Source organism: Mycolicibacterium gadium (genome assembly GCF_010728925.1).
Classification (GTDB): domain Bacteria; phylum Actinomycetota; class Actinomycetes; order Mycobacteriales; family Mycobacteriaceae; genus Mycobacterium; species Mycobacterium gadium.
In genome coordinates, this window is sequence record NZ_AP022608.1 from 685743 (window position 1) to 711002 (window position 25260).

Consider the following 25260-nt stretch of genomic DNA (forward strand, 5'->3'; position numbering starts at 1 on the left):
TTAGCCCGTATAAGTTCTCACCCGGCACAGGTTATCTCAAGTTTTTGTGCTGCTGCCCACCACCGTCTGGACGGTGTGACTCCCGTCACATTGATGGCAGTTCGAACCGCTCCAGATACCGCTCGATGAAGGCTTCGGCTTGGTCGTGACCTCGGGTGATGCCGAGCCCGCGTTCCAGCAACACGATCCGCGCCAGGCTGGTGACGATCATAGACATCACCACCGGCGGAAAGGCCCCCATGTCGACGCCGTGGGCGCGCATCGCCAGCGTGACCGCGCTTTCCTCCACGTCGCCGAATCGCTGGGCATAGGCCGCGATCTCGCTTCTGATCTCCTTGCGGTGATTGGCCAGCCCCATGAACTCCATGAACAGCCGTGCCCCGTGGGTGCTGTTCAGGCGCCACAGTGCGTGCAGGGGCTCGTCATCGGCGAGGGCCTGGCGCTGGCGCTCGAGATTGGTCTCGGCGCCGTCACGCAGTACGGCGAGAAACAGATCGTCCATGCTCGGGAAGTAGTAGTGCACCAGTGCGGGCTTGACGCCGGCCTTGGCCGCCACCCGCCGCGACGTCGCCGCAGCGTAGCCCTCCTCGATCATGACTTGGGCAGTCGCCTTGATAAGGGCATCGCGAGTCGCCGACGTGCGTCCACCCCTTGACCGCTCACCTGTGGTGCTGCTAGACATGGCCGCAGTCTAGATGTTGGGCGATCGCCCAACAAGTTATCCACAGAGGGTTCGCCCAACGATCGAGGAGCGTCTGGATGGCTGGTCGACTCATAGGCAAGGTCGCGTTCATCACCGGTGCGGCGCGCGGCCAGGGCCGCAGCCACGCGGTACGGCTGGCCCAGGAGGGCGCCGACATCATCGCGATCGACATCTGCCGGGGCTTCGACGATTCGACAGCGCCGGCCGCCACGCCCGAGGACCTCGCCGAGACCGCGGACATGGTGAAGAATCTGGACCGTCGCATCGTGACCGCCGAGGTGGACGTCCGCGACTACGACGCGCTGAAGGCCGCCCTCGACAGCGGCGTCGAACAACTCGGCGGGCTCGACATCGTCGTCGCCAACGCCGGCATCGGCACCACCGGCGTCAAGTTGCACAAGATGCGCGAGGACATCTGGGACGAGACCATCGACATCAACCTCGGGGGAGTGTGGAAGACGGTCAAGGCCGCGGTGCCGCACCTCCTCGCCCGCGGCAGCGGCTCGATCATCATCACCAGTTCGGTCGGCGGCACGAAGGCCTACCCTCAGGTCGGCCACTACATCGCCGCCAAACACGGGGTCGTCGGCCTGATGCGGACTTTCGCAGTCGAACTGGGCGCCAAGAACATTCGCGTCAACACCGTGCACCCGACCCATGTGTGCACGCCGCTCCTGATGAACGAGCCCACCTACAAACTGTTTCGGCCCGACCTGGAAAACCCGGGCCCCGACGACCTGGCGCCGATCTGCCAGTCGTTCCACTTCCTGCCGATCCCGTGGGTCGAGCCCGTCGACATCAGCAATGCGGTGCTGTTCCTGGCCTCCGACGAAGCTCGCTACATCACCGGCGTCACCCTGCCCGTCGACGCCGGCAGCCTTCTGAAATAAGGGAATTGACGTGAGAACCGCTGATGACACCAAGGTGTACTACGACCCCTACGACGTCGGCATCGTGGCGAGCCCGTATCCGACGTATTCGCGGCTGCGCGAGGAGGCGCCGCTCTATTACAACGAGCGCTACGACTTCTGGGCGCTGTCGCGTTACGTCGACGTCGAGAAATCCCTGAACAACTGGGAAACGTTCTCCAATCAGCGCAGCGACATCCTCGAACTGGTGAAGTCGGATTTCGACATGCCCAAGGGCGTGATGATGTTCGAAGACCCGCCGATCCACACCATGCTGCGCGGCTTGATGTCGCGGGTCTTCACGCCGCGGCGAATGGCCGAGATCGAAGATCAGATTCGCAACTACTGCATCAATTGCCTTGACCCCCTTGTCGGTTCCGAGAGCTTCGACATCGTGGCCGAACTCGCCGCGATGATGCCGATGCGGGTGATCGGGATGCTGCTGGGCATCCCCGAATCCGACCAGGTCGGCTTCCGGGACCGCAACGACGCCAACCTACGGACCAAGCCGGGTGCGCCGATGAAGGTCGCCAAGGCCGACGCCATCGCCGACGGCAGGATGTACGCCGACTACGTCGAGTGGCGTTCGAAGAACCCTTCCGACGATCTGATGACGGCGCTGCTCAACGTCGAGTTCACCGACGAGGACGGGGTGACGCGCAAGCTGCATCGCAAGGAGGTGTTGCACTACACCCAGGTGGTCGCGGGCGCGGGCAACGAGACGACCGGCAGGCTCATCGGCTGGCTGGCCAAGGTGCTGGCCGAACATCCGGATCAGCGCCGCGAGATCGCGGCTGACCGCTCGCTGCTGATCCCCGCGATCGACGAGACACTGCGCTTCGAGCCGACGGGACCGCACGTAGCCCGTTACATGGCAAAGGATTTCGAGGCCTACGGACAAACGGTGCCCGCCGGCAGTGCGATGCTGCTGCTCTTCGGCGCCGCCAATCGCGATCCGGAGCGCTACGAGAATCCCGATACCTTCGACATCCACCGCAGCGGTTCGCATCTGACATTCGGTAAGGGTCTGCACTACTGCCTGGGCGCCAACCTGGCCCGGCTCGAGGGACGTGTCGCGCTCGACGAGCTGCTCAACCGGTGGCCGGAGTGGGACATCGACTACGAAACCGCGCAGCTCGCACCGACATCGACCGTTCGCGGCTGGGAAAAGCTGCGGATCGTCGTGGGCTGAGCGGAACTGCTTTCGGTTTGAAAGCGCCGAAATCGGGCAAAGCTGATGAGCATGTCAAAGCTAATTCGTCCGGCAATCGTCGCGGCTGTCTGCGCGCCCATTCTCTCGGTCGTTACGGCAGCCTCCGGTGGGGCGCAGCCCCTCAACTGCCCGCCGGGGCAGTACTGGGATCCAGGTTCGAACACCTGCAAGAACTCGGTGCCGCTCAACTGTGCGCCCGGTCAGTACTGGAACCCGATCACCAACCTTTGCCGTCCGCTCGGCCAGTACTAAAACTTGCGATTTGTGCACGTTTAGGAGCGCTCACCGCGCCTAAACGTGCACAAGTCGCTGTCTAGGCGCGCTCGTAGCGGGTGCCGCGCGGGTCCCGCACCCAGAGTTCGCCGTCACCTGCGGTCGGGCCCTGCGCCGCGAGTTCCCGCTTGAGGACCTTGTGCGTCGCGGTCGTCGGCAGCTCGCCTGCGATGCGCACATATCGCGGCCAACCCTTGGGCGACAGGTCGGACTGCGCGGCAAGGAAAGCCGCGAAATCCTCGGGGGTCAGCGTCGCGCCGTCGTTGAGCACGATCGCCGCCATGATCTGGTCGCCGACGCTTTCATCCGGCACCGCATAGACGGCGACCAGGTTGATATCGGGCAATCGGATGAGAATGCGCTCGATCGGAGCGGCGGCCATGTTCTCACCATCGACGCGTAACCAGTCGCCGCTGCGGCCGGCGAGATAGATCCAGCCGTCGGCGTCCTGGTAGGCCAGGTCGCCCGACCAGTACATGCCGTGGCGCATGCGCTCGGCGGTCGCATCGTCGGCGTTGTAGTAACCGGTGAAAAAGCCCTGCCCGTCGGTGTTCACGAGTTCACCGATCGCCTCGTCGGCGTTGATGATTGCACCGTCGGCGTCGAACTGTGCCGTCGGACATTCGGTGACGGTCTCGGAGTTGTAGATCGCCACCCCCGGAAACCCTTTACCGAGTGAGCCTTTCGGCGTGCCCTCCTCGCGCGTGATGATCACGGCGTTCTCGGTGGAGCCGAACCCGTCCCACACCGTGCAGCCGAAGCGCCGCTGAAACGCTTCGATATCCCGGTCGCTGGCTTCGTTGCCGAACGCGATGCGCAACGTCGTGTCCGCGTCGCCGGGTTGTTCGGGCGTGGCCAGGATGTAGGCCAGCGGCTTGCCGACGTAGTTCATGTAGGTGGCGCCGTAGCGGCGGATGTCCTCGACGAAGCTCGACGCCGAGAACTTCGCGGGCGCCATCGCCGCGCCCCTGGCCAGCGCCACGCCCCAGCCCGCCACCAACGCATTGGAATGGAACAGCGGCATCGACAGGTAGCAGGTGTCGTCCTCGTAGACCTCGAACTTCTCGACGAGGGCCTGGCCCGACATCAACACCATGAAATGCGACACTCGTACGGGTTTCGGGTTGCCGCTCGTCCCCGACGTGAAGATCAACATGTAGGTGTCCATCGGTTCGACCTCGCGGAAGGGCGTGAGGTCACCGGCGGACTCGAGCATCCGCGCCCAGTCGTCGGTCGAGGTGTCGAGGACCTGCACTCCGTCGAGGTCGAGACCGTCGAGTAAGGGCCGATGTTCGGCATCGGTCACCACGATCTGACAGTCGGCGCGCCGGATGTCGGCCGCCAGCGCATCGCCTCGCCTTGTCGAGTTGATGCCGCACAGCACATAGCCGCCGATGCCCGCGGCAGCCATCTGGTTCAGGAATTCCGGGCTGTTGCCCATCAGGACGCCGACGTGCAGTGGGCGGTCGTAGTCGGCGATGGCGAGCAGCGCGGCGGCGCGGGCCGACGCGTCGCTCAGATGTTCACGCCAGGTCCACGTGGCGTCGCCGTACTTCACCGCAACGGAGTCCGACGTCGCGCGTTCGCGAAGTAATTGCTGGATGGTCTCGCTTGGCATGGTGGTAGTTCTAGCATCCACCAATGAGGATCATTGACGCCGACGGTCACGTCGCCGAGGGAGCATCGCTTGCGGTCGAGGCGATGCGGCGCTGGCCCGAACTCATCGTGCCCAGAGAAGACGGACGAGCCCTCGTCATCGAGGGCCGCAACTACCCGGAGTCCGACGGTCCGGGCGCCGGCTGTCCCCGGGAACACGGTCTGTCGACGGCGCCGGGCATCGACTACTCATCTCCTGAAGGCGTGCTCGGAGACGCCGACCGAGACCAGATCGACACGATGGTGCTGTACCCGAGCCTGGGACTGTGCGTGCCGACGCTGGAAGACCCCGAGTTCGCCGCGGGTTTCGCGCGGCTGTACAACCAGTGGATCGCCGACTACTGCCGCTCGTCGGGCGGGCGGTTGCGCGGAATCGCGGTGACCCCGATCGAACACGGCGCTGTGGCGGTCGACGTGATGCGTGAGGCCAAGGACCTCGGACTCGTCGCGAGCCACGTCCCGCCGGCGCTGAAGACACGCAACCTCGACCATCCCGACCTCGATCCGTTCTATGCCGCCGCCGTCGAACTCGACATGCCCCTGGGCATCCACGGCGCCCCGGGCATGCATTTGCCGAAAGTGGGCGTCGACCGGTTCACCAACTACATCCAGGTGCACTGTGTGAGCTTCCCGTTCGACCAGATGACGGCGATGACCGCGCTCATCTCCGGTGGCGTCTTCGACAGGCATCCCGACCTGCGGGTCGCGTTTCTCGAAGCCGGGGTGGGATGGGTGCCGTTCTTCATCGACCGGCTGCACGAACACTTCGAGAAGCGCGGCCATTGGATCGACGGCGGCTGGCAGCGCGACCCGGGAGAGTACCTGCGCGCGGGGAATATCTGGACGACGTGCGAGCCCGAGGAGCCGATCCTGCCCGGCGTCATCGATGTACTCGGCGACGACTTCATCATGTTCGCCAGCGACTATCCCCACTGGGATGGTGAATGGCCGCACAGCACAGAGCATTTGAGAAGTCGGCCGGATATCGGCGAGGACTCCCGCGCGAAGATCGGCGGGCTGAATGCCCAGCGGTTCTACTCCCTGAACTGAGGCGCGGCGGTCTCAACTCCGTTGCCGTGCGCTCCGGCCCGTCTTGCTATTTTTGCTAAGATAGGAAAACTGTCCGCGGGGGCGTGATGGGGTGAGTGCATGACCGATGTGGAGTGGACACCGCTGCCGGTGCCGTGGGCGGTGCGCAGCGTGGACCGCATCCCCAAACAGCGGTATTTCGACCCGGACTTCTATGCGCTGGAGACGGAGTTGTTCTGGCCGAGGGTCTGGCAGATGGCGTGCCGCCTCGAAGAGGTCCCCAAGCCGGGCGATTTCGTCGAGTACGAGATCCTCGACCAGTCGATCATCGTCGTTCGCGTCGACGACAGCACCGTGCGTGCCTACTACAACGCGTGTCGACACCGCGGCATGAAGCTCATCGAGGGTAGCGGGACCCGTCGCAGCTTCGTCTGTCCGTTCCACGGGTGGTGCTGGGGACTCGACGGCAATAACACCTTCGTGTTGCGCTCCGAAATGTTCGACGACGCCAACCTCGACGCCGATGATCTCGCACTGACGCCGGTGCGATGCGAGCTGTGGGGCGGATGCGCGTGGATCAATCTCGACGACGATGCGCCCCCGCTGCGTGACTGCATCGAGCCGTTCGGGTCCCGCCACGACGAATTCAAGGTGGAGGCGCTACGCACCGAGTGGTGGAAATCCTGCCTGCTACCCGTGAATTGGAAGCTGGCCACGGCGGCCTTCATGGAGGGCTACCACGTCCCCCAAACGCACCCGCAGCTGTTGCCGTCGGCGTACAGCCCGGATTCGTCGTCGGTACATCCGGTGGTGCAGGCGAGCCTGTATTTCATGCGAACGCTGGGGTCCGGCATGGGCGGTATGACGCACGAGAACGACATCCGCATTGCCGAAGGCCTGCAACACATGTCGCTCCCGGACGATCCCGCCGAAGCGATGGCGACCTGGCGCGGCGCGGTCAATGATGCGGTCACCAGTTGGCACAGGGCGCGCGACTGCGATTTTCCCGACCTCAACGATCTGGAGCGGCGACGCGTCATCGACCCGATCGGGTTCTGCTTCCCGCACTACTTCATCCTTCCCCAGTACAGCAGCGCGTCGTCGTATCGCATTCGTCCCCTAGGGCCGGAGGAGACGCTGTTCGAGGTCTGGTCGCTCACCCGCTACCCGAACGATCGAGCGCCCGGTAAGCCCGCCGCGCCGCAACCGCTGGCTCCCGACGATCCGAGCTGGCCGATGATTCCGGCCCAGGACTTCTCGAACCTGCCTCGGCAGCAGAAGGGGCTGCACGCCAAGGGATTCGAGTACATGCGGCTGTCCGACCAGATCGAGGGCCTGATCTCGAACTTCGAGCGAGTCATCGATGGCTTCATCGCCGGCCTGCCGTACGACCAGCTGGTGCCCGCCATACAGCGCACCAATACGACGATCGACGTGCCCGTCGCCGAGCTCGGGCTGTCGGAGAAGGTTCGCGCATGGTGAATTGGGACGCGTCCGTCGACTTACTGATAGCGGGGAGTGGCGGTGGCGGAATGGTCGCTGCCCTGGCCGCGCTCGATGCGGGGATCGAACCGCTGGTGGTCGAAAAGCAGAGTCTCGTCGGCGGATCGACCGGAATGTCGGGCGGCATGGTGTGGCTGCCCGACAACCCGCTGATGCGTGCATGCGGAATTGCCGACTCCCACGAGGACGGCATGGCCTATTTCGATGACGTGGTCGGCGATATCGGGGAGGCGTCGTCGGTCGCGCGCCGTGAGACATTCCTGACCGCCGGTAGCGCGATGATCAACCTGCTTGTCGACAACGGTGTCCGGCTGGTGCGGTGCCCCGGTTGGAGCGATTACTACCCGAACCACAAGGGTGGCAACGCCGCCGGGCGCTCGGTTGAGGGCATCCCGTATGACGCAGCGCAGCTCGGGGATTGGAGTGACAAGATCCAGCCGTCGATGGCCAAGAACTACGGGTTCGTGATCAAGACCAACGAGTTGCGCGCGGTGCAGTACTTCAACCGTTCGTCCCGGGCGTTTGGGATCGCGATGCGAGTGTTCCTGCGCACCAGGGCGGCCCGCCTCCGAAACCGTGAAATCCTGACCAACGGTGCGTCGCTGATCGGGCAGATCCTGAAGGCGCTGATGAACTTCGACGGTAAGCCGTCAGTGGGAGTAAGCGGCCAGCCACCGATTTGGACCGACACCGCCATGGACGACCTCATCGTCGAAGACGGGCGGGTGGTCGGCGCGCGCGTGACGCGCGACGGCACGACGATGAACATCCAGGCGCGCAAGGGGGTGCTGCTCGCCGCCGGCGGGTTCAGCCGCAACGCCGACATGCGCCGCCGATACAGCGGCGACCAGCCCAACGAGGGCAAGTGGTCGATCGCCAACGCCGGCGACACCGGGGAGGTACTGCAGACGGCAATGGCGCTGGGTGCGAAGACGGACCTGCTCGACGAAGCATGGTGGCTACCTATGGTCTTCATTCAGGATCCCGGGGCGGCGTCGCTGGGATCTGGACGGCAGCGGCCCGGCGCCATCTACGTCGACGGCACCGGCAAGCGGTTCTGCAACGAGTCGAACTCCTACGTCGAAGTCGGCAAGGCGATGTACGCGAACAAGGCGGTGCCCTGCTGGCAGGTGTTCGACGAGGGCTACGTCCGGCGCTACGTGTCGGGGGCGAATCCGCTGAAGAAGCGCAGCCTGTCGGAGTCCCTGATCGAACAGGGCGCGGTCAAGCGCGCCTCAACGATCGCCGATCTGGCACGGCAAATGGATGTGCCTGCCGACGCGTTGGAGCAGACGGTCAAGCGGTTCAACGAATTCGCCGCCAAGGGCCTTGACCCCGACTTCGGACGTGGGCAGTCGGCCTACAACATCTGCCTCGGCGATCCGGGTTACAAGCCGAACGCCGCGGTCGGACCGCTCGACACAGCGCCGTACTACGCGACCAGGGTGTTCCCCGCCGACGTCGGGACGTGCGGGGGAGTGATCACCAACGAGCACGCCCAGGTGTTGGACGAGCAGGACCAGGTGATCGAAGGTCTCTACGCGACAGGCAATATCACCGCGACGGTGATGGGCCGGAACTATCTGGGCGCAGGCGGCAGCATCGCCAACACGATGATCTTCGGGTATGTCGCCGCCCGCCACGCCGCCGGTCAGTAGTTACCGCCGAGCAGACGCAAACCTGCCCATTTTCGACGGGAAAAGGGCAGGTTTACGTCTGTTCGCGAGAAGAAGTTTCACGTCTGCTCCTCGATGAAATCCCTTGGCTTCTTGCCGGATTCGATCAACAAACGCCGTCGTTCCTGAACGTCGGTGGCCGCGCCGACCATGTTCGTCAGGATGTGGCTCACCTGAAGATGCACCCGCATACCCATCAGCTCGTAGGCCCGCTTGACGTTGTTCTTCACCGCCATTGACGTGGTCAGCGGAATCTGGCCGATCTTGCGGGCCATCTCCTCGACGGTGTCCTCGAGCTGATCGCGGGGCACCACCTTGTTCAGCAAGCCCCACTCCAGAGCCTCCTGCGCGGACAGCGTGGGCGCCAGCAGCAGCCAGTCCATGGTGCGATGCCAGTTCATCAGCAGCCACGGCTCGATCATCGTGTGGCCACCGGGCTCGCCGAGGCTCTGCGCGAGCGGCATCTGGAAGTACGCATCCTCGGATGCGACGCAGAAATCGGTGAGCAGGCCGAGATAAATGCCGCCGCCCATGCAGTAGCCGTGGATCTGCGAGATCGTCGGCTTCGGGAACTCCCACAGGTACAGCGTCGGCCAGAGGAACAAGTCGGCGGTGCCCTTGTAGAGATCTTCGAACGTGTCCCCGAAATCGGGGTAGGGATTCTCGTCCGGACCCCACCGTGCGACGTGCCCGCCGCAGAACCCCTTGCCGTTGGCCTTCAGGATGACGACCTTGATGTCCTTGTCGCGGTCGGCCTCCCGCAGGCAGGCGTCGACCTCCTGCACGAGCTGCGCGTCCTTGGTGTTGGCCTTGTCCGGGCGGTTGAGAATGATCCGCGCGATCGGCGGCTCACGTTCGTAGATGACCGCTTCGAGCTTCATTGGCGTCTCCTAGAGAATCGCTCCGCTGTCCTTGGCCGCCGAGATGTCGTCCCAGTCGAGGTCGAGCTCCAACAGGATCTCCTCGGTGTGCTGTCCATGTTCGGGAGCCCGCGCCCCCTGCGGCGGGGTTTCGTTGAATTGCACTGGCGCGGCGACGATCTGATACTCGTTGCCTTGGTCATCCACGTTGGCGACGACGTAGCCGTTCGGCCTGACCTGCGGATCGTTGAGTGTCTCCTTCGGCGTGGCCAACGCGGCCCACACACCGGGTTCGTCGGCGAGCACCTTGCGCCAGTGGTCCAGATCCTCGCTGGCCAGACGGTCTCCGACGAGCGCGCAAGCCTCGGTGGCGTTGGCGATCAGATTGCTGGACGGGACGAAGCGTTCGTCGGTGGCGAGTTCCGGCAGGCCGATCCGCTCACAGAACCCCGCCCAGAACCGGTCCGGTTGTAGGAAGACCATCTGGATCCACCGGCCGTCACGGGTCTTGTAACGGTTGACGAGCGGGTTGATCGCCAGGCCGGGTGGCGCGCCGGGGATGCCGTCGATGTCGAAGAGGTCGGCGACCGAGATCGACGGCGCGATGGTCCACATCGCCTGCGCGAGCAGAGACGAGTCGACAATGCTCGGTTCTCCGGTGCGCTCGCGATGGAACAGCGCGGCACACACACCCCCGGCGAGCGTGATCCCACCTTGCAGATCACCGAACCCGGGCCCCTGCACCGCGGGCGTCTCCGTGCCGAACGGCGTCATGGTGTACGACACCCCGCCGCGGGATAGGTAGGTGGCCGCGTCGAAACCGCCTTTGTCACGATCGGGTCCGCGTACTCCGGTTCCGGTGCCGCGAGCGATGATGATGTCTGGATTGAACGAGCGGATGTCATCGACGGTCAGCCGGGCCCGCTCCAGCGCCCCGGGCAGCCAATTGGTGAGGAAGACGTCCGCGGTGGCCAGTAGGCGTCCGAAGTACTCGCGGCCGGTGTCGGACTTGATGTCGACGGCGATGCTGCGCTTGCCCCGGTTGCCGATCTCGAGGATGAAATCGATGTGCGCCCTGGCGTTCTCCTTCGTGAATCCACCGATGACCAGTGCCCGACCCGGATCGCCCGCCTTGACGTCCTCGACCTTGATGACGTCGGCGCCCCAGTCGGCGAGCGCCGCGCCGGCCGAGGGAACGTATGTCCACGAAGCCAATTCGACGACACGCACACCACTGAGAACTCCGGTCACACCAACTCCTTTCCAACTTCCTCGAGATACCGGTCCGGTGCACCGAGGAATCCGCTCCACCCCAACAGTCGCTTCAGATAAAGGTGCGCGTCGTGCTCCCACGTGAAGCCGATACCGCCGAACACCTGAATCGCCGTATCGCCGACCGCGGTCAGCCGGCCGGCGAACGCCTTGGCGCGCAGGGCGGCCAGATGGTGCTCCGCGGGATCGGCCGCATCGGCGGCCCACAACGCGTGGATGACTCCGCTACGCGCGAGTTCGGTCGCCTCGTACATGTCGACGCACAGATGCTGGACGGCTTGAAAGCTTCCGATCGGCTGATCGAATTGCTTTCGCACCTTGGCGTATTCGATGGCGAGGTTCATCACGGTGGTCGCCGCACCGAGCGCGTCGGCGGCGTATGCGATCACGACGTCGTCGATGACCGCCCGCAGCACGTCCGCGGGCACGGACGCGAGCCGCCGGGCGCACGTGCCGTCGAACGTGACGTCCGCCAGCACGCGGGTCGGGTCGACGTGCACGCACGACGCCATCGTTATGCTCTCGGACGAGGTGTCGACCGAGTACAACCCGATGCCGTCGGGTTCGTCGGCGAACACCAGGATGACGTCGGCATCGTTGGCGTCCGGCAGGCCGGTGACGCTGCCGTGCAGTCTGGGGCCGTCTATCGCTGCCGGGCGGGGACCGACCAGCGGCCCGATGGTCGTGACGGTGGAACCGTCCGCGATGCCGGCGAGCAATACGGCCGCATTCCCGTCGGCACCGGTCCGCACCAGGGCTCGCGTCGACGCAACGGCGGTGGAAATCCACGGACCCGGGTACAACGCGGCCCCCAGTTCCTCGGCGACCACCCCGGCCTCGACCATCGTCATGCCCGCGCCGTCGCGCTCCTCGGGGACCAGCAAGCCCGTCACGCCCATCGCCGCCAGCCCACGCCAGACCCCATCCGCTCCGGTGACCTCGTCGCCGAGCATCGGTCGGACATATGTTGCCAGGCTTGCCTTTTCGGCCAGATAGCGCCGCAGGGTGTCCCGTAGGGCGGTCTGCTCGTCGGTGAGTTCGAGATTCATCGCCTTGGCAGCCCCAACACGCGGGTCGCGGTGATGCCCTTGTTGATCTGGGTCGTCCCACCTGCGATGGTCAACGAGCGCGACGAGAGTCGACGGTCCATCCATCGGCCGCCGCTGCCGAGCGGCCCGAACACGTCGAACGCCAGCTCGGCGAGGTCCTGCCCCAGTTCGGCCCACACACTCTTTGCCAGGCTGGCCGAGCCGAGTGCATCGCCGCCGTGCAACATCGCCGATATCGAGCGCTTGCACAACAACTCGAGGTACTTGATGCGGACCGCGACGTCGCCGAGCCGGCATAGCGTCGCGCTGTTGTCGAGCGCCGGCTTGCCGTCGACGACGTGTTCGGCGAGGTCGGCGACGAGGTCGGCAAGTTGCATCTCCATCTGTGCGTACAGCCTCGCCGCACCTGCCCGCTCGTGGCTCAGGGTCGTCGTGGCGACCTGCCATCCCGCGTTGAGCGGGCCGAGCAGGGCGTTGGCGGGCACGCGGACGTCGGTGAAGAACACCTCGGCGAAATCGGCGGCACCGTTGATGGTCACCAGGGGCCGGACCTCGATACCGGGCGATTTCATGTCGACAATGAGGCAGGAGATGCCCTTGTGCTTCGAAGCGTCCGGATCGGTGCGCACGTACAGCTGACACCAGTCGGCCCGGTGGCCCAGCGAGGTCCAGATCTTCTGGCCGTTGACGACGAAATCGTCACCGTCACGCGTGGCGCGGGTGCGCAGCGACGCCAAATCGGATCCCGCTTCGGGCTCGGACATGCCCTGACACCAGATGTCGTCGGCGCGCATCATTCTGGGGAGGAACCGGCGCATCTGGTCTTCGCTGCCGTATTGCATGATCGCGGGCGCGATGTTGTTCATGCCGATCACGTTGAGCGGCATGGGTGCTCGCGCTCGCGTGGTTTCCTCGGCATAGACCAGTTGCTCGAGCACCGTCGCTCCACGGCCGCCGTACTCCTGCGGCCAGGAGACCGCGCCCCAGCCCGCATCGGCGAGGGTCGCATCCCACCTCCGAAGCGTCTCGAAGGCCTGCGGATCGCGCCCGCGATGCCGGTCGGCGCTCTTCACCTCGTCGGTCAGGTTGGCGGATAACCATGTCCGCAACTCCTTGCGGAAGGGCTCTACCTCCGCTGGATATGAGAAGTCCACGGCGTCCTCTTGGCGCTGATTGGTTTCTTTATAATTTTAGGTAGTATAGCGACCGCTGGCGAACAGGCAGAGAGGTTCGGTCATGGGCAGGGTGACGGGCAAAGTGGCCCTGGTCAGCGGAGCTGCGCGTGGTCAAGGACGGTCACACGCGCGAACGCTGGCCGCCGAGGGCGCCGACATCATCGCCGTCGACATCTGCGCCTACACCGAGATCGCCAGCGCCGGGATCTGCCCGATGAGCGCGGGGCTATCCCCACAGGCATTCGTCGACGCGGGGGCTTGCTGAAAATCAAGCCGTGGTCGGGCCCGTAGGAGAGGGGAGCAGCACAGGTGCCCAGAGGGATCATGTACGTCGAGACGATGCCGGCGTCGCCGGATCGTGAAGCCGAGTACCACAAGTGGTACAACGACACACATCTGGCGCAGATCCTCTCGGTGGACGGCATCGTGTCGGCGCGCAGGTTCGCGCCCAACGACGGCGACGGCCCCTTCATCGCGATCTACGAGCTCGACTGCGACGACCTCGACGCCGCCGTGCAGCGTCTCGGAGAACTCGGCGCCACCGGGACCATGACGGGATTGGACAACCTCGCCATGGATCCGAAGCCGATTCCCAAGGTGTACCGCGAGATCGGGTCGCTGGGCCCGTGACTCATTCAGCAGATGTGCAGCGCCGCATCTATGCGCTGATGGTGCTGATGAAGGCCGCCGACGACAGGCTTTCCAAGGGCATCGGCACCGGGGAGTTCATGTGCGTGTACTGGCCGTCGCGCGGCCAGGAGGCCATCGCGGCCGCCATGGGTGTCGCGCTGCGTGAGGACGATCAGCTGGTGACGACCTACCGCGGGCTGCACGACCTGATCGGCAAAGGCGTTCCGCTGGAAGAAATCTACGGCGAGATGATGGGGCGAACCGTCGGGGCGGGCCGCGGTAAGGGCGGCACGATGCACATCGCGAAACCCGACAAGGGCGTGATGCTGTCCACGGGCATTGTCGGGGCCGGTCCACCGGTTGCGGTCGGGCTGGCGATGGCGGCGAAACGCAAAGGCATCGACCGCGTCACGGCCGTGAGCTTCGGAGACGGGGCGACGAACACCGGATCGTTCCACGAGGCCGCGAACATGGCGGCCCTGTGGGACCTGCCGGTGGTGTTCGTGTGCCAGAACAACCTTTACGCGGAGATGACGCCCACGCACGACACGATGAAGCTCGGCCGTGTCGCCGACCGTGCCGCGGGATACGGGATGCCCGGTATTCAGGTGGACGGCAATGACCCGCTCGCCGTGCTGGATGTGCTCGCCGAAGCGATCGGCAAGGCACGCAACGGCGATGGTCCCACCTTCGTCGAGTGTGTGACATTCCGCTTCCGCGGCCACTACTTCGGCGACCGGATGCCTTACATCCCCAAGGATCAGTTGTCCGCGGCGATGGAGGCCGATCCGGTGCCGCGGTTCCGGAAACACTTGGTAGACAACGGCATCTGCTCCGACGACGAGCTCAGCGGTATCGACGAGGGCGCCCTCATCAAGGTCGAGCAGGCGCTCGAGACGGTGATCGCTGCCGAGGCGCCGTCGATCGACGAACTCGACCGCGACGTGTACGCGTCCCCGATCCGCTATCCCGTCTGAGGTAGGCGCCAATGGACGAGAAGGAAATGACGATGCGCGAGGCGCTCAACCTCGCGCTGGACCAGGCGATGGCGGCCGACGACCGGGTGTTCCTGCTCGGCGAGGACATCGCCGATCCGGGGGCTTCGGGCCCGACGGCCGGACTCTCGACGAAGTACGGACACGACCGCGTCCTCGACACCCCGATATCGGAGGCGGCCATCGTCGGCGCGGCGATCGGCGCCGCGATCGACGGACTGCTGCCGGTCGCCGAGATCATGATCATGGACTTCATCGGCATCGCCGCGGACCAGCTGATCAACAACGCCGCCAAACTGCGGTTCATGACGGCGGGGCGAACGACGGCGCCGATCACCGTGCGCACCCAGGTGTACGGCGGGCTGGCCACCGGCGCAACGCATTCGCAGACCCTGGAAGCCTGGTTCATGCACATACCCGGCATGAAGGTCATCGTCCCGTCGACCCCGCGCGACGGTAAGGGTCTGCTGACATCTGCAATCTTCGATCCAGATCCGTGCCTGTTCGTCGAAACGATCCGCCTGCAGAGTCAGAAGGGCTCCGTACCAACAGATCCTGGCTTCGCCATTCCGCTCGGCCAGGCCGATGTCAAGCGGCCCGGATCCGACGTCACGCTCATCAGCTACGGCCGCAGCGTGCTCGAATGTCTGACCGCCGCCCAACAGTTGCAGGGCCAGGGCGTGAACGCCGAGGTCGTCGACCTGCGGACCTTGGTGCCACTGGATGTCGAGACCATCGTCGATTCGGTGCGGCGCACCCGCCGCGCGGTGGTCGTGCACGACGCCGTTCAGTTCGCGGGACCGGGTGCGGAGATCGTCGCCACCCTGCAAGCCGAATGCTTCGGCGAACTCACCGCCCCGATCGAGCGTGTCGGCGCACGGTTCGTTCCCACGCCGGCGGCGGCGGCGCTGGAGGCGCAGATCTTTCCGTCGGCAGCACGGATCGTCGACGCCGCGCAGCAAACACTGGCCACCGCGGGCGCGCATGGCTGAGTTCGTCATTCGCATCCCCCGCACGTCGGTTGCGGTGTCCGAAGCGGAGCTGACCGAGCTGCTGGTCGACGACGGCGAGCACGTGCAGGAAGGTGCCCCACTCTTCACGGTGGCCACCGAGAAGGTGGAACAGGAGATCGAAGCGGGCGCATCGGGCACGGTCAACTGGACCGGCGAGATAGGGACCATCTACGACATCGGCGCTGAAATCGGCGTCATCACGTCATCGTGAACCACAGAAAGGTTGTTCTTCCATGGACGTCAACGAGACTCGCGAACGGATCATCTTCGAAAAGAAGGGTCCCATCGCGTCCATCACCTTGAACTGGCCCGAGAAGGCCAATGCGCAGGACCAGAAGCAGGTCGAGGAGATCGACGATGCGCTTCGGGACGCCGACCGCGATTACGACATCAAGGTTCTGATCCTGAAGGCCAACGGCAAGGGTTTCTGCTCGGGGCACGCCATCGGCAACAACGCCGTCGACTACCCGGAGTTCGTCGAGGGCTTCAAGGCCACCGGTATGCCGTGGAAACCCCAGACCGACTTGTTCGTCAAGCCGATCCTGAATCTGTGGGAGTTCTCCAAGCCCACCATCTCTGCGATCCACGGGTACTGCGTCGGTGGCGGCACCCACTACGGGCTGACCACCGATATCGCCATCGCTTCCGAGGACGCCTACTTCTCGTATCCACCGCTGCAGGGGTTCGGGATGCCGTCGGGTGAATGCTCGATCGAGCCATGGGTTTTCATGAACTGGCGGCGTGCCTCCTACTACCTCTACACCGCCGAAACGGTCGACGCGAACAAGGCACTCGAGTACGGCCTCATCAACGAGGTCGTCAAGCGGGAAGATCTGGACGCGCGCGTGGAGGCCATCGCCCGTCACATCGCCCAGGCACCGCTCACCACGTTGCTGGCCACCAAGGCCAACATCAAGCGGGCGTGGGAGATGATGGGCATGCGGGTGCACTGGCAGAGTTCCAACGACCTCGTCGCGCTCGCGTCGGTCAGTAGGGACGTCCAGGAACTCATCCAGCGGGTTTTCGCGGACAAGATTCTGCCTTCGGAGATGGCCGAGCGTCAGGCGGCCGCATCCAAGAACGGCGACGCCGCCACCTAAGGGTGTCCGTTGAACATCTCTGACCATGCGACGGAGGCCGCGGACTCACCGGCCGTGATCGTCGCAGATGGTGAAACCATCACCTACGGCGACCTCTACTCGGGTAGCCGGCGGGTGGCCGCCCTGCTGCACGAGGCCGGGTTGCGGCCGGGCGACGGCGTCGCCCTGGTACTGCCGAACCGTCCGGAGTTCTTCGAGATCGCCTGGGGCTGCCAGCTTTCCGGGCTCTACTACAGCGCGGTCAACACGCACTTCACCTCGGACGAGGTCGCCTACGTGATCGACGACTCCGAGGCCAAGGCGGTATTCATCGACGAGTCGATGCCTGAGCTGGCGGCCCACATTCTGGAGACAAACCCGGGCGTCGTGGCGCACATCAGCGTGGGTGCCGCGCTGCCGGGCTGGACGGCCTACGGCGCGGCGCTGGCATCGGCAGGCGACGCGCCGCCGATCAGCGACGGTACCGAGATGCTCTACTCCTCGGGAACCACGGGGCGGCCCAAGGCCGTTCGCCGCCCTCTGCCGACCGACGGCCAGGGGTCGTGGGCGCAGAAGGTCCTCGAGTACTCGCTCGGCCAGCGCTACGACATGACCTCGTCCAGCGTCTACCTCTCACCGGCACCGCTGTATCACGCGGCGGGCATCAACTACACGATGGCGGTGCACCGGGTGGGCGCCGCCTCGATCCTGATGCGAAAGTTCGACGCCGAGGCCGTACTGCGGCACATCGAGACGTACCGCGTCACGCATGCGCAGTTCGTGCCGACGATGTTCGTGCGGATGCTCAAGCTGCCCGAAGAGGTCCGTGCCGCCTACGACATGTCGAGCCTGCGTTGCGTCATCCATGCCGCCGCGCCGTGCCCGGTGGACGTCAAGTACAAGATGATGGAGTGGTTCGGGCCGATCATCCACGAGTACTACGGGGGCACAGAAGGATTCGCGGGCACCGGGATCGGTCCCGAGGACTGGCTAGCGCACCCGGGTTCGGTGGGCAAGCCCATCACCCCCGTGCATGTGCTGGATGCCGACGGGATCGAAGTTCCCGTCGGCACCGCCGGGGAACTCTACTTCGAGGGGGGACCGGCGTTCGAATACTTCAAGGACCCGGCCAAGACCGCCTCGGTGTCCAACGACCGCGGCTGGCGATCACTTGGCGATATGGGGTTCGTCGACGAGGACGGCTACCTCTATCTCACCGACCGGTCGACGTTCATGATCGTGTCCGGTGGGGTGAACATCTACCCGCAGGAGGTGGAGAACCTCCTCGTGATGCACCCCAAGCTCGTCGACGCCGCGGTGTTCGGCGTCCCGAACGACGAGTTCGGCGAGGAGGTGAAGGCGGTTGTGCAACCGATCGGTGGCGTCGACGCGGGACCCGCACTCGAAGCGGAATTGATCGATTACTGCCGTAGCAACCTGGCGACCTACAAGTGCCCTCGCACCATCGAATTCGACCCGGAACTGCCGCGCGATCCCAACGGAAAGCTCTACAAGCGGCGTATCCGCGACCGCTACTGGCAGGGCCGCACGTCACGTATCGTGTGACTCAATCCAGGCTGAAATCGATGATGCCGCGCACGATCTCGCCGTTGAGCTGGTCGCGGTAGCCGTCGTTGATCTCGTCGAGCCGGTAGCGCCGGGTGATCATCTCGTCGAGTTGCAGCTGCCCCGATTCGTAGAGCTTGATGAAGCGGGGCACGTCCACCCGGGGATTGCATGATCCGTACACGGTGCCGACGAGGTTCTTGTTCCACAGGATGAACTCCTGCAGGTTGATTCCGATGGAACTCGTGAGCTGCCTGGTCATTCCGGTCAGCACGCAGGTTCCACCCTTGCGCGTCAGGCTCAGCGCGGGCTGTACATCGTCCTCGGTGATCAGCGATGGGGAGACGATGACGCTGTCGGCCATCACGCCGGCGGTCAGATCGCGAACCAGATCGGCGGCTTCCTCGGTGGACGCCACGCTGTGTGTCGCGCCGAACCCTAGTGCTGATTTCTGTTTGAACTCGACCGGATCGACGGCGATGATCTGGGCGGCGCCGTTGATGCGCGCGCCCTGGATGGCTCCGGTGCCGATACCGCCGACCCCGATCACGACGACGGTGTCGCCGGTGCGCACCTTCGCGCGGTTCTCCGCGGAGCCGTAACCGGTGGGCACTCCGCAGGACAGCAGCGCCATCGGTAGCAGCGGCAGGTGCGGGTCGATCTTGACGATCGAATCCGGTGACACCACAGTGTGTTTCGAGAACGCACCGACCTTGGAGAGATGGCCCAGATTGCGGCCGTCGGAGGTGTGATGGCGGAACGTGCCGTCGGTGGGCATGCCGGGAATCATCACCTGGGCGCCCATATCGCAGATGTACTCCATCCCGGAGTTGCACCACCGGCAGCGGCCGCACACTGCGACGAAGGACGTCACGACGTGGTCGCCCGGCTTGAACTCGGTGACGCCTTCGCCGACTTCGAGGACCACGCCTGCGCCCTCGTGGCCGCCGATCAACGGGAACATCGACGGCAGCCCGTAGGACTGCATCACCTCGTTGGACGCGGACATGTCGCCGTTGCGGATGTGCTCGTCGGAGTGGCACAGCCCGGCTGCCGCCATTTCGAGGAGCACCTCACCGGCCTTCGGCGGGTCGAGCTCGAACTCCTCGACCGACCACTGCTGGCCCATGTCGTGCAGGATCGCTGCGCGAGTCCTCATGCGACCGGTCGGAACGTGACAGGCAGATGCTTGGGCGAGCGGAACGGCATGCCGACAATCTTCGTATCGTCGTCTTCGATTAGTTGGAAATCGGTCAAACGGTCGAAAAGACTCGTCAACATCGCCTTCGTTTCGACCCTGGCCAGGTGCATCCCGAGGCAGCTGTGAATGCCGCCGGCGAACGAGATATGAGCCCGACGCGGACGGTGGATGTCGAACACATCGGGGTGCTCCCACCGCTTGTCGTCACGATTGGCCGCGCCCATGCACAAGGTGATCGACGCGCCCTCCGGGATCGTCATGCCGTGCATCTCGACATCACGGGTGGTGTTGCGCGCCACCAGCACGAGCGGGGTCTCGAAGCGGATCCCTTCCTCGATCGCGGCCGGGATGAGACTGCGATCCCGCTGCAGCGCCTCGAGTTGGTCCGGATGGGTCAGCAACAGTTGCAGCAGATTCCCTGAGGATCGGTAGGTGGTCTCGAGTCCAGCGGGCAGCAGCAGGCGCAGGAACGAGATGATCGCCTCATCGGTGAGCTTCTCCCCGTCGATCTCCGCGGCGACGAGGTCGCCGATGACGTCGTCGGTCGGTTGGCTTCGCCGTTGATCCACCTGCTGCTGGAAATAGGTACCCAGTTCGACCGACGCCGTCAGCCCCGCTTCGATGTCCTCGGTGATCGAGATCAGATCCAGCGACAGCTTCCGGAAGAAATCCAGATCCTCCTGCGGCAGCCCGAGCAGCGCGGCAGTGACCCTGGTGGGGAACTCGAACGTCACCGCCTTGACGAGATCGACCTGGCCGTCGTCGGCGAACTCGTCGACCAGCTGATCACAGATCGGGTCGATCACCTCGGGTTCCCACTTGGAGAGCGAACTCTGCTTGAAAGCCTTGCTCACCAGGCTGCGATGGTCGTGATGCTGCTTGCCCGCCATGCCGAGGATCGTCGGCCCGAACACCAACCCGATCGTCTGGTTGTACATCTCGGAGGCGAACACCGTGTCTTCGCGAAAGGCAGTGAAGACGCTGTCGAAGTCGAACAACGTCCAGTTCTCCGGGTTCTTCAGCTCCTCGGGCATCAGGTCGCTCTCCATGAGCGCCCCGCGCCACACCGGCGACGTCTTACGCATGTGCTCGAAGTAGGGGTAGGGATCGTTCACCAAATCGGGGGCGGTCGGCTGATCATGCGAATCCGTGCTGGTCGTCACACATGCCTCCCGGGCAAGCATTAGCAAGTCGTTCGCTCTATCTTTACTATTTTAGTATTCTAGGTCAAGGGAGAGGAGGTCCTATGCAGCGCCGACCGGTGTGTGCGGTCGAAGACCTGCCTCCGGGAACGATGAAGCTAGTTCAGGCCGGAAAGTTCGGCGTGGGGGTCTACAACATCGACGGGTCGCTCTACGCGATCGCGAACTACTGCTCCCATGAGGGCGCACCGCTGTGTCTGGGCTACGTCAGGGGCACCACCGAGTACGACCCGGCGATGCCCGACCAGATCCGCCATGTACGTGAAGGCCAGATCGCGCGTTGCCCCTGGCATCAATGGGAGTTCGACATCACCACGGGAGAATGCCTCGCCGATCCCAAGAAGCGAGTGCGCACGTACGAGGTGGACGTCGCGGACGGACAGGTGTATCTCACGGCATGACGATCATCGACGCGAATGTGCAGCCGCATTTCCGGTTCAACTCCGAGATCCGGCGGTATCTGTCGGCGCCGCACAAGCTGCGCGCTATCCCCGACGTGGAGCAGCAGTGGTACCAGGCGCCGGGCGGGGACTACCGCCAGGATCTCTACGGCGACGGCTATCCAGGATCGGATCCAGATACCGTGGCGCATCATCTCTTTGACGGCACCGGCGTTGCGTTCGCGATTCTCAATCCGCTGACGCGCGGCAACATCGCCGATTATCTGCTGAACAGCCGGATCTGCGCGGCGGTCAACGACTGGCTGCTCGACCGCTGGCTGGATCCGGACACGTCGAACCGGTTCCGCGGCACGATCCGGGTCAACCCCGAAGACGTCAGGGGAGCGGTCGCCGAGATCGAGCGACTGGCCGGCCACCCGAAGATGGTTCAGGTCGGCGTCCCGATGCAGTCGCGTGAGCCCTACGGCAAACCGATGTTCGAGCCGATCTGGGAGGCCGCCGCCGCACACGGGCTGCCGGTGGCCGTACACATCAACGGCGGCAACGGTGTTGACCATGCGCCGACGTTCGCCGGTCATGCCTACACCTATCCTGGCTATGCCGCATTCATGCCGCTGAACTCGTTCGTCCACCTGGCGACGCTGATCGTCGAGGGCATGTTCGGTCGACACCCCGATCTGCGATTCGTCTTCGCCGATGGCGGCTACGACATTCTCACGCCGCTCATGTGGCGCCTCGACACGTTCTGGATGTCGATGCGGGATCAAACTCCGTGGGTGAACCGGTTTCCCAGCGAGTACCTGCGCGACCATGTGCGATTCTGTTCGTCGGCGCTGGACGGGCCGACGGACGAGAGCCAGGCCGAGCAGTGGATGGACTTCACCGACAAGGCCGACCTGCTGATGTACGGGTCGAGCTACCCACACTGGTCCGCCGTCGGCCCCGACGCCGCCGTCGTGGGTCTCAACGATGTGCAACGGGAGAAAGTGCTGTGGCGCAATGCAAGTGACCTCTACGGGGTCGTCTCAGTCGAAGGGAGCCTGACATGACGACTGTCGAGGACGTCCAGGACAAGACCGCCGCACGTGACATTGCGGTGACGATCGTCGATACGGATGTCCATCCGCTGCCGGTGTCGGCCGACGTGCTGAAGTCGTATGCGCCCGCGGAGTGGAAAAACAAGCTGTGGCCGTCGGGTAATGCGGTCTCGCCGGTGCCGCATTTCTATGACACGCCGGACTCGTACAAGACGAACTCACTGCGGGTTGACGCCAGCCCGCCGGGCGGCGGTGTCGCCGGCAGTGATCCGGATTTCGCAGCCAAGCAACTGCTGGTCGATGCCGGCGTGAGTATCGCTGTGCTGGAACCGATGTGCGACGCGCAGCTGCCGCAGGCTGAAGACGTCCTCAAGGCCACCCACAACGACTGGCTCGCCGACGTGTGGCTGGGCGGGGCCAACTGGCACGGCCGTTGGCGGGGCGCGATCAGCGTCACCGCCCAGGATCCGGTAGCGGCGGCACGTGAGATCGAGCGGTGGGCCGGGCATCCGTACATGGCCGAAGTGCTCATGACGCCGCAGACCCGCGGGATCCCGTTCGGTAGCCCGCACTTCGATCCGATGTATGCGGCGGCGGCACGCCATGGTCTTCCCGTCGCGACCCACCTCATGGGGCAGACACCGTTCGAGTTGATTCCGATCTACCCGGTCGGCAACCCGGCGCACTGGCACGACTTCTTCGCGTCCTGGCCGCTCCTGTATGTGTCGCATCTGATGAGCCTGGTGTTCGACGGCGCCTTCGACCGTCATCCCGATTTGCGGGTGGTGTTCGTCGAGGGTGGCTTCACGTGGGCGCTGCCCGCGATGTGGCGGATGGACCGAATCTGGGAGCAGCGCAAGGCCGATCTGCCGCAGGTGCGTCGTAAGCCTTCCGACTACGTCCGCGAGCACGTGCGGTTCACGACCCAGCCACTCGAGGAGGTCGACCTCGGCGAGTACCGCAAGTACCTCGAGATGATGGATCTCGGCGACAACATCATGTTCTCCACGGACTATCCGCACTGGAGCTACGACTCGCCGGACTGGGCGATCAGGCGGTTCCCGGCGGACCAGCGTGAGCGGATCATGCGCGGTAACGCCACGGCGCTCTACGGCTTGCCCGCCACCGTCAAGGCGTTGCCTGGCGAGTGATCTCGGTGCGCTGGCGATCGCTGAGCGGTCGTATGCGCACCGAAATCACTGTTTGGCGGTGCGTCGCTCGGCTTCCAGCGGGACCACGGGCTCGCGGGCGTGCGGCCCGCGGGTGATTGCGTGCAAACGGATTTCGGGCAGGTCGACCGATGGGTCGAGGGTGTCCAGCCAGGCCACGGCGTCGGCGACATCGGCGGCGCGGATCGCGTACATCTCGAACGGCACTTCCTGCAGCATCTCGGTCTCGACGGGCCCGGGGGTGACGATGTGTACGTTGATGCCGTCGCGGTCGACCTCGCGCGCCAGCGCGCCCGCGAACGCGTTCATGCCGGCCTTCGACGCCGAATACGCCGTCCGCGCCATCATCGGTTCGTGGGCGGCCGATGACGAGATGAACACGAAGCGTGAGCCCCGCCGCATCTTCGGCAGCGCCGCCGACGTGACCACGAAACACGAGTCGAGGTTCGCCGACATCGTCGCGCGCCACTGATCGAAAGTCTGCTTGCGAGCATAGGTTCCGCCGAGAATTCCCGCCGCATGCACGACGAGATCGATCTCGTCGAGCGCGTCCACTGCGGCGGCGAACGTCTCGGGCTGCGCCGCGTCGGCGACGGCGTAGCGCGCACCGATGGCCGCGGCCGCGGCGCGCAGGGGCTCTTCGCGCCTGGCAGTCAGGACGACGTCGTAGCCGAGCTCGACGAGCTTGCGCCCGCACGCGTTTCCGATTCCACCGCTGCCGCCGGTCACCAAGGCACTACGCACGCGGGTCTCTCAGAGCTTGCGTCGGGCCAGTGCCTGCGGCGACAGCGCCACGATCCGCTGCTCGGGATCGACGGCGCTGAAGTAGGTCTGGGTGTCGGCGATGTGACGTGCTGACAACTTGCGGGCACGCTCGCCGTCGCCGGCTTCGATGGCGTCGGAGATCTTGTTGTGAATCGACATTGCGATGCGGCGTTGACTGATCGACGGGTATTCGCCGCGCGCCGTGGTCTCTTGGGCCCACCAGTTCAGGTGACCGGTCCACAGTGTCTCCAGGCTCCCCACGACGGCGATCATCGTGTGGTTGCCGCAGCCGCGGACGACCTCGTCGTGGAACTGCCCACCGATCTCGGTGAACTGCGGTCCGTCCTCGATACGCTCGGCCATCAGCGCGTTGATCTCTTTGAGCTTCGGAACGAGCTCGTCGCCGCGGTCGGGACGCCGCGCCGCCAGCGCCGCGCACATGGGCTCGAGTTCCTGCAGTGCAGCGCCCAGGTCGGAGAGGGGAACGGTGTCGCTCTGCAGCAGGAGTCCGAGCATGTAGGCCGCGCTGGCCTTGGCGGGCGCGTGCACGACGGCACCGCCCCGGTTGCCGCGGCGCACCGACACCAGACCCTCGGTTTCGAGGATCCGCAAGGCTTCCCGCAACGACACCAGGCTCACCCTGAACTGCTCGACGAGTACCTCCTGGCGGGGCAGCAAGTCACCGTCGGCGAGTTCGCCGTCGATGATCTGCCTGCGGAGCTCGTCGGCGACGATCTCGGCCGTCCGCCGCGATCCCAACCGGCGGCGGGCCTCGGGGCCAATTCCCAGCGTGGTCATATCGCCGATAATGCTAACAGTGAAACGTCCGCTACCTGGGGTGTACGCAATCGCTATCTGACAAAAGTTACTAATATGACAAAGAAA

At 64.9% G+C, this 25260-nt stretch carries 24 protein-coding genes and 1 pseudogene; 15 read left to right on the forward strand and 10 right to left on the reverse strand.

From position 1 onward, the window contains the following. Window positions 1–85 precede the first annotated feature (85 nt). The gene (locus G6N36_RS03265; protein ID WP_163684908.1) at window positions 86–682 is read right to left on the reverse strand and encodes a TetR/AcrR family transcriptional regulator; all 597 of its coding nucleotides are present in this window, start codon (window positions 680–682) and stop codon (window positions 86–88) included. A 77-nt stretch (window positions 683–759) separates the two neighbouring features. On the opposite strand from G6N36_RS03265, the gene G6N36_RS03270 reads away from it, so the two are divergent. Further along, the gene (locus G6N36_RS03270) at window positions 760–1593 is read left to right on the forward strand and encodes a mycofactocin-coupled SDR family oxidoreductase (protein WP_163684910.1); all 834 of its coding nucleotides are present in this window, start codon (window positions 760–762) and stop codon (window positions 1591–1593) included. Window positions 1594–1603: 10 nt separating this feature from the next. Further along, on the forward strand, window positions 1604–2803 hold the full coding sequence (locus tag G6N36_RS03275; protein WP_163684912.1) for a cytochrome P450: 1200 nt from the start codon (window positions 1604–1606) through the stop codon (window positions 2801–2803). 334 nt (window positions 2804–3137) lie between these two features. Here G6N36_RS03275 and fadD1 read toward each other — a convergent pair whose 3' ends face one another. After that, on the reverse strand, window positions 3138–4715 hold the full coding sequence (gene fadD1 / locus G6N36_RS03280) for a fatty-acid--CoA ligase FadD1 (RefSeq protein ID WP_163684914.1): 1578 nt from the start codon (window positions 4713–4715) through the stop codon (window positions 3138–3140). A gap of 23 nt (window positions 4716–4738) precedes the next feature. On the opposite strand from fadD1, the gene G6N36_RS03285 reads away from it, so the two are divergent. The 3 genes from G6N36_RS03285 (at window position 4739) to G6N36_RS03295 (ending at window position 8943) form a co-directional block, all read left to right on the forward strand. Next, on the forward strand, window positions 4739–5803 hold the full coding sequence (locus G6N36_RS03285) for an amidohydrolase family protein (protein ID WP_163684916.1): 1065 nt from the start codon (window positions 4739–4741) through the stop codon (window positions 5801–5803). A gap of 99 nt (window positions 5804–5902) precedes the next feature. Next, window positions 5903–7264 (forward strand): aromatic ring-hydroxylating oxygenase subunit alpha, encoded by a 1362-nt coding sequence (locus tag G6N36_RS03290; RefSeq protein WP_163684919.1) that lies wholly within the window; start codon window positions 5903–5905, stop codon window positions 7262–7264. Then, window positions 7258–8943: an FAD-binding protein gene (locus tag G6N36_RS03295; protein WP_163684921.1), complete on the forward strand. Its 1686-nt coding sequence runs from the start codon at window positions 7258–7260 to the stop codon at window positions 8941–8943. Before G6N36_RS03290 ends, G6N36_RS03295 begins: the two co-directional genes overlap by 7 nt. Window positions 8944–9020: 77 nt before the next feature. On the opposite strand, the gene G6N36_RS03300 is transcribed toward G6N36_RS03295, so the two are convergent. From G6N36_RS03300 to G6N36_RS03315, 4 genes are read right to left on the reverse strand one after another with little or no spacing between them, the layout of a single operon-like run. After that, a complete protein-coding gene (locus G6N36_RS03300) occupies window positions 9021–9842 on the reverse strand; it encodes an enoyl-CoA hydratase-related protein (RefSeq protein ID WP_163684923.1) in 822 nt (273 codons plus the stop codon). Between the two features lie 9 nt (window positions 9843–9851). Continuing rightward, a complete protein-coding gene (locus G6N36_RS03305) occupies window positions 9852–11072 on the reverse strand; it encodes a CaiB/BaiF CoA transferase family protein (protein ID WP_163684925.1) in 1221 nt (406 codons plus the stop codon). Then, on the reverse strand, window positions 11069–12142 hold the full coding sequence (locus G6N36_RS03310; protein ID WP_163684928.1) for an acyl-CoA dehydrogenase family protein: 1074 nt from the start codon (window positions 12140–12142) through the stop codon (window positions 11069–11071). Before G6N36_RS03310 ends, G6N36_RS03305 begins: the two co-directional genes overlap by 4 nt. Next, window positions 12139–13296 carry an acyl-CoA dehydrogenase family protein gene (locus G6N36_RS03315; protein WP_163684930.1) on the reverse strand — a complete coding sequence of 386 codons (1158 nt, stop codon included), beginning with the start codon at window positions 13294–13296 and terminating at the stop codon, window positions 12139–12141. Before G6N36_RS03315 ends, G6N36_RS03310 begins: the two co-directional genes overlap by 4 nt. An 82-nt stretch (window positions 13297–13378) precedes the next feature. Here G6N36_RS03315 and G6N36_RS30210 point away from each other — a divergent pair. The 7 genes and pseudogenes from G6N36_RS30210 to G6N36_RS03350 all read left to right on the forward strand — a co-directional run. Next, window positions 13379–13570: pseudogene (locus G6N36_RS30210) on the forward strand (SDR family mycofactocin-dependent oxidoreductase); the annotation flags it as partial. A 56-nt stretch (window positions 13571–13626) separates the two neighbouring features. Continuing rightward, window positions 13627–13947, forward strand: a complete 321-nt coding sequence (locus tag G6N36_RS03325; protein ID WP_235689958.1) for a DUF4286 family protein — start codon at window positions 13627–13629, stop codon at window positions 13945–13947. Between the two features lie 38 nt (window positions 13948–13985). Continuing rightward, window positions 13986–14924, forward strand: a complete 939-nt coding sequence (locus G6N36_RS03330; protein WP_235690227.1) for a thiamine pyrophosphate-dependent dehydrogenase E1 component subunit alpha — start codon at window positions 13986–13988, stop codon at window positions 14922–14924. Between the two features lie 11 nt (window positions 14925–14935). Continuing rightward, window positions 14936–15934, forward strand: a complete 999-nt coding sequence (locus tag G6N36_RS03335; protein ID WP_163684934.1) for an alpha-ketoacid dehydrogenase subunit beta — start codon at window positions 14936–14938, stop codon at window positions 15932–15934. After that, window positions 15927–16166, forward strand: coding sequence for a lipoyl domain-containing protein (locus tag G6N36_RS03340; protein WP_163684936.1), 240 nt, complete (start codon window positions 15927–15929; stop codon window positions 16164–16166). The genes G6N36_RS03335 and G6N36_RS03340 overlap by 8 nt, the downstream gene beginning before the upstream one ends. 22 nt (window positions 16167–16188) lie before the next feature. After that, the gene (locus tag G6N36_RS03345; RefSeq protein ID WP_163684937.1) at window positions 16189–17055 is read left to right on the forward strand and encodes an enoyl-CoA hydratase/isomerase family protein; all 867 of its coding nucleotides are present in this window, start codon (window positions 16189–16191) and stop codon (window positions 17053–17055) included. Between the two features lie 9 nt (window positions 17056–17064). After that, window positions 17065–18600, forward strand: a complete 1536-nt coding sequence (locus G6N36_RS03350) for an acyl-CoA synthetase (protein WP_163684939.1) — start codon at window positions 17065–17067, stop codon at window positions 18598–18600. A gap of 1 nt (window position 18601) precedes the next feature. On the opposite strand, the gene G6N36_RS03355 is transcribed toward G6N36_RS03350, so the two are convergent. Beyond that, window positions 18602–19759 (reverse strand): Zn-dependent alcohol dehydrogenase, encoded by a 1158-nt coding sequence (locus G6N36_RS03355; protein WP_163684941.1) that lies wholly within the window; start codon window positions 19757–19759, stop codon window positions 18602–18604. Further along, window positions 19756–20964, reverse strand: a complete 1209-nt coding sequence (locus G6N36_RS03360) for a cytochrome P450 (RefSeq protein WP_163684942.1) — start codon at window positions 20962–20964, stop codon at window positions 19756–19758. Before G6N36_RS03360 ends, G6N36_RS03355 begins: the two co-directional genes overlap by 4 nt. Window positions 20965–21047: 83 nt before the next feature. Here G6N36_RS03360 and G6N36_RS03365 point away from each other — a divergent pair, with 83 nt between their 5' ends. The 3 genes from G6N36_RS03365 to G6N36_RS03375 are packed head-to-tail and all read left to right on the forward strand — an operon-like array spanning window position 21048 to window position 23592. Next, window positions 21048–21404, forward strand: a complete 357-nt coding sequence (locus G6N36_RS03365; protein WP_163684944.1) for a Rieske (2Fe-2S) protein — start codon at window positions 21048–21050, stop codon at window positions 21402–21404. Continuing rightward, the gene (locus tag G6N36_RS03370; RefSeq protein WP_163684946.1) at window positions 21401–22453 is read left to right on the forward strand and encodes an amidohydrolase family protein; all 1053 of its coding nucleotides are present in this window, start codon (window positions 21401–21403) and stop codon (window positions 22451–22453) included. Before G6N36_RS03365 ends, G6N36_RS03370 begins: the two co-directional genes overlap by 4 nt. Next, complete coding sequence (locus tag G6N36_RS03375; protein ID WP_163684948.1) at window positions 22450–23592, forward strand: amidohydrolase family protein; 1143 nt, start codon at window positions 22450–22452, stop codon at window positions 23590–23592. Before G6N36_RS03370 ends, G6N36_RS03375 begins: the two co-directional genes overlap by 4 nt. 45 nt (window positions 23593–23637) lie before the next feature. On the opposite strand, the gene G6N36_RS03380 is transcribed toward G6N36_RS03375, so the two are convergent. Together G6N36_RS03380 and G6N36_RS03385 are read right to left on the reverse strand one after the other, a co-directional pair. Beyond that, entirely contained in the window at window positions 23638–24354 is a 717-nt protein-coding gene (locus G6N36_RS03380; protein ID WP_163684950.1) for an SDR family oxidoreductase, read from the reverse strand. Between the two features lie 9 nt (window positions 24355–24363). Then, window positions 24364–25173: a FadR/GntR family transcriptional regulator gene (locus tag G6N36_RS03385; protein ID WP_163684952.1), complete on the reverse strand. Its 810-nt coding sequence runs from the start codon at window positions 25171–25173 to the stop codon at window positions 24364–24366. Window positions 25174–25260 lie beyond the last annotated feature (87 nt).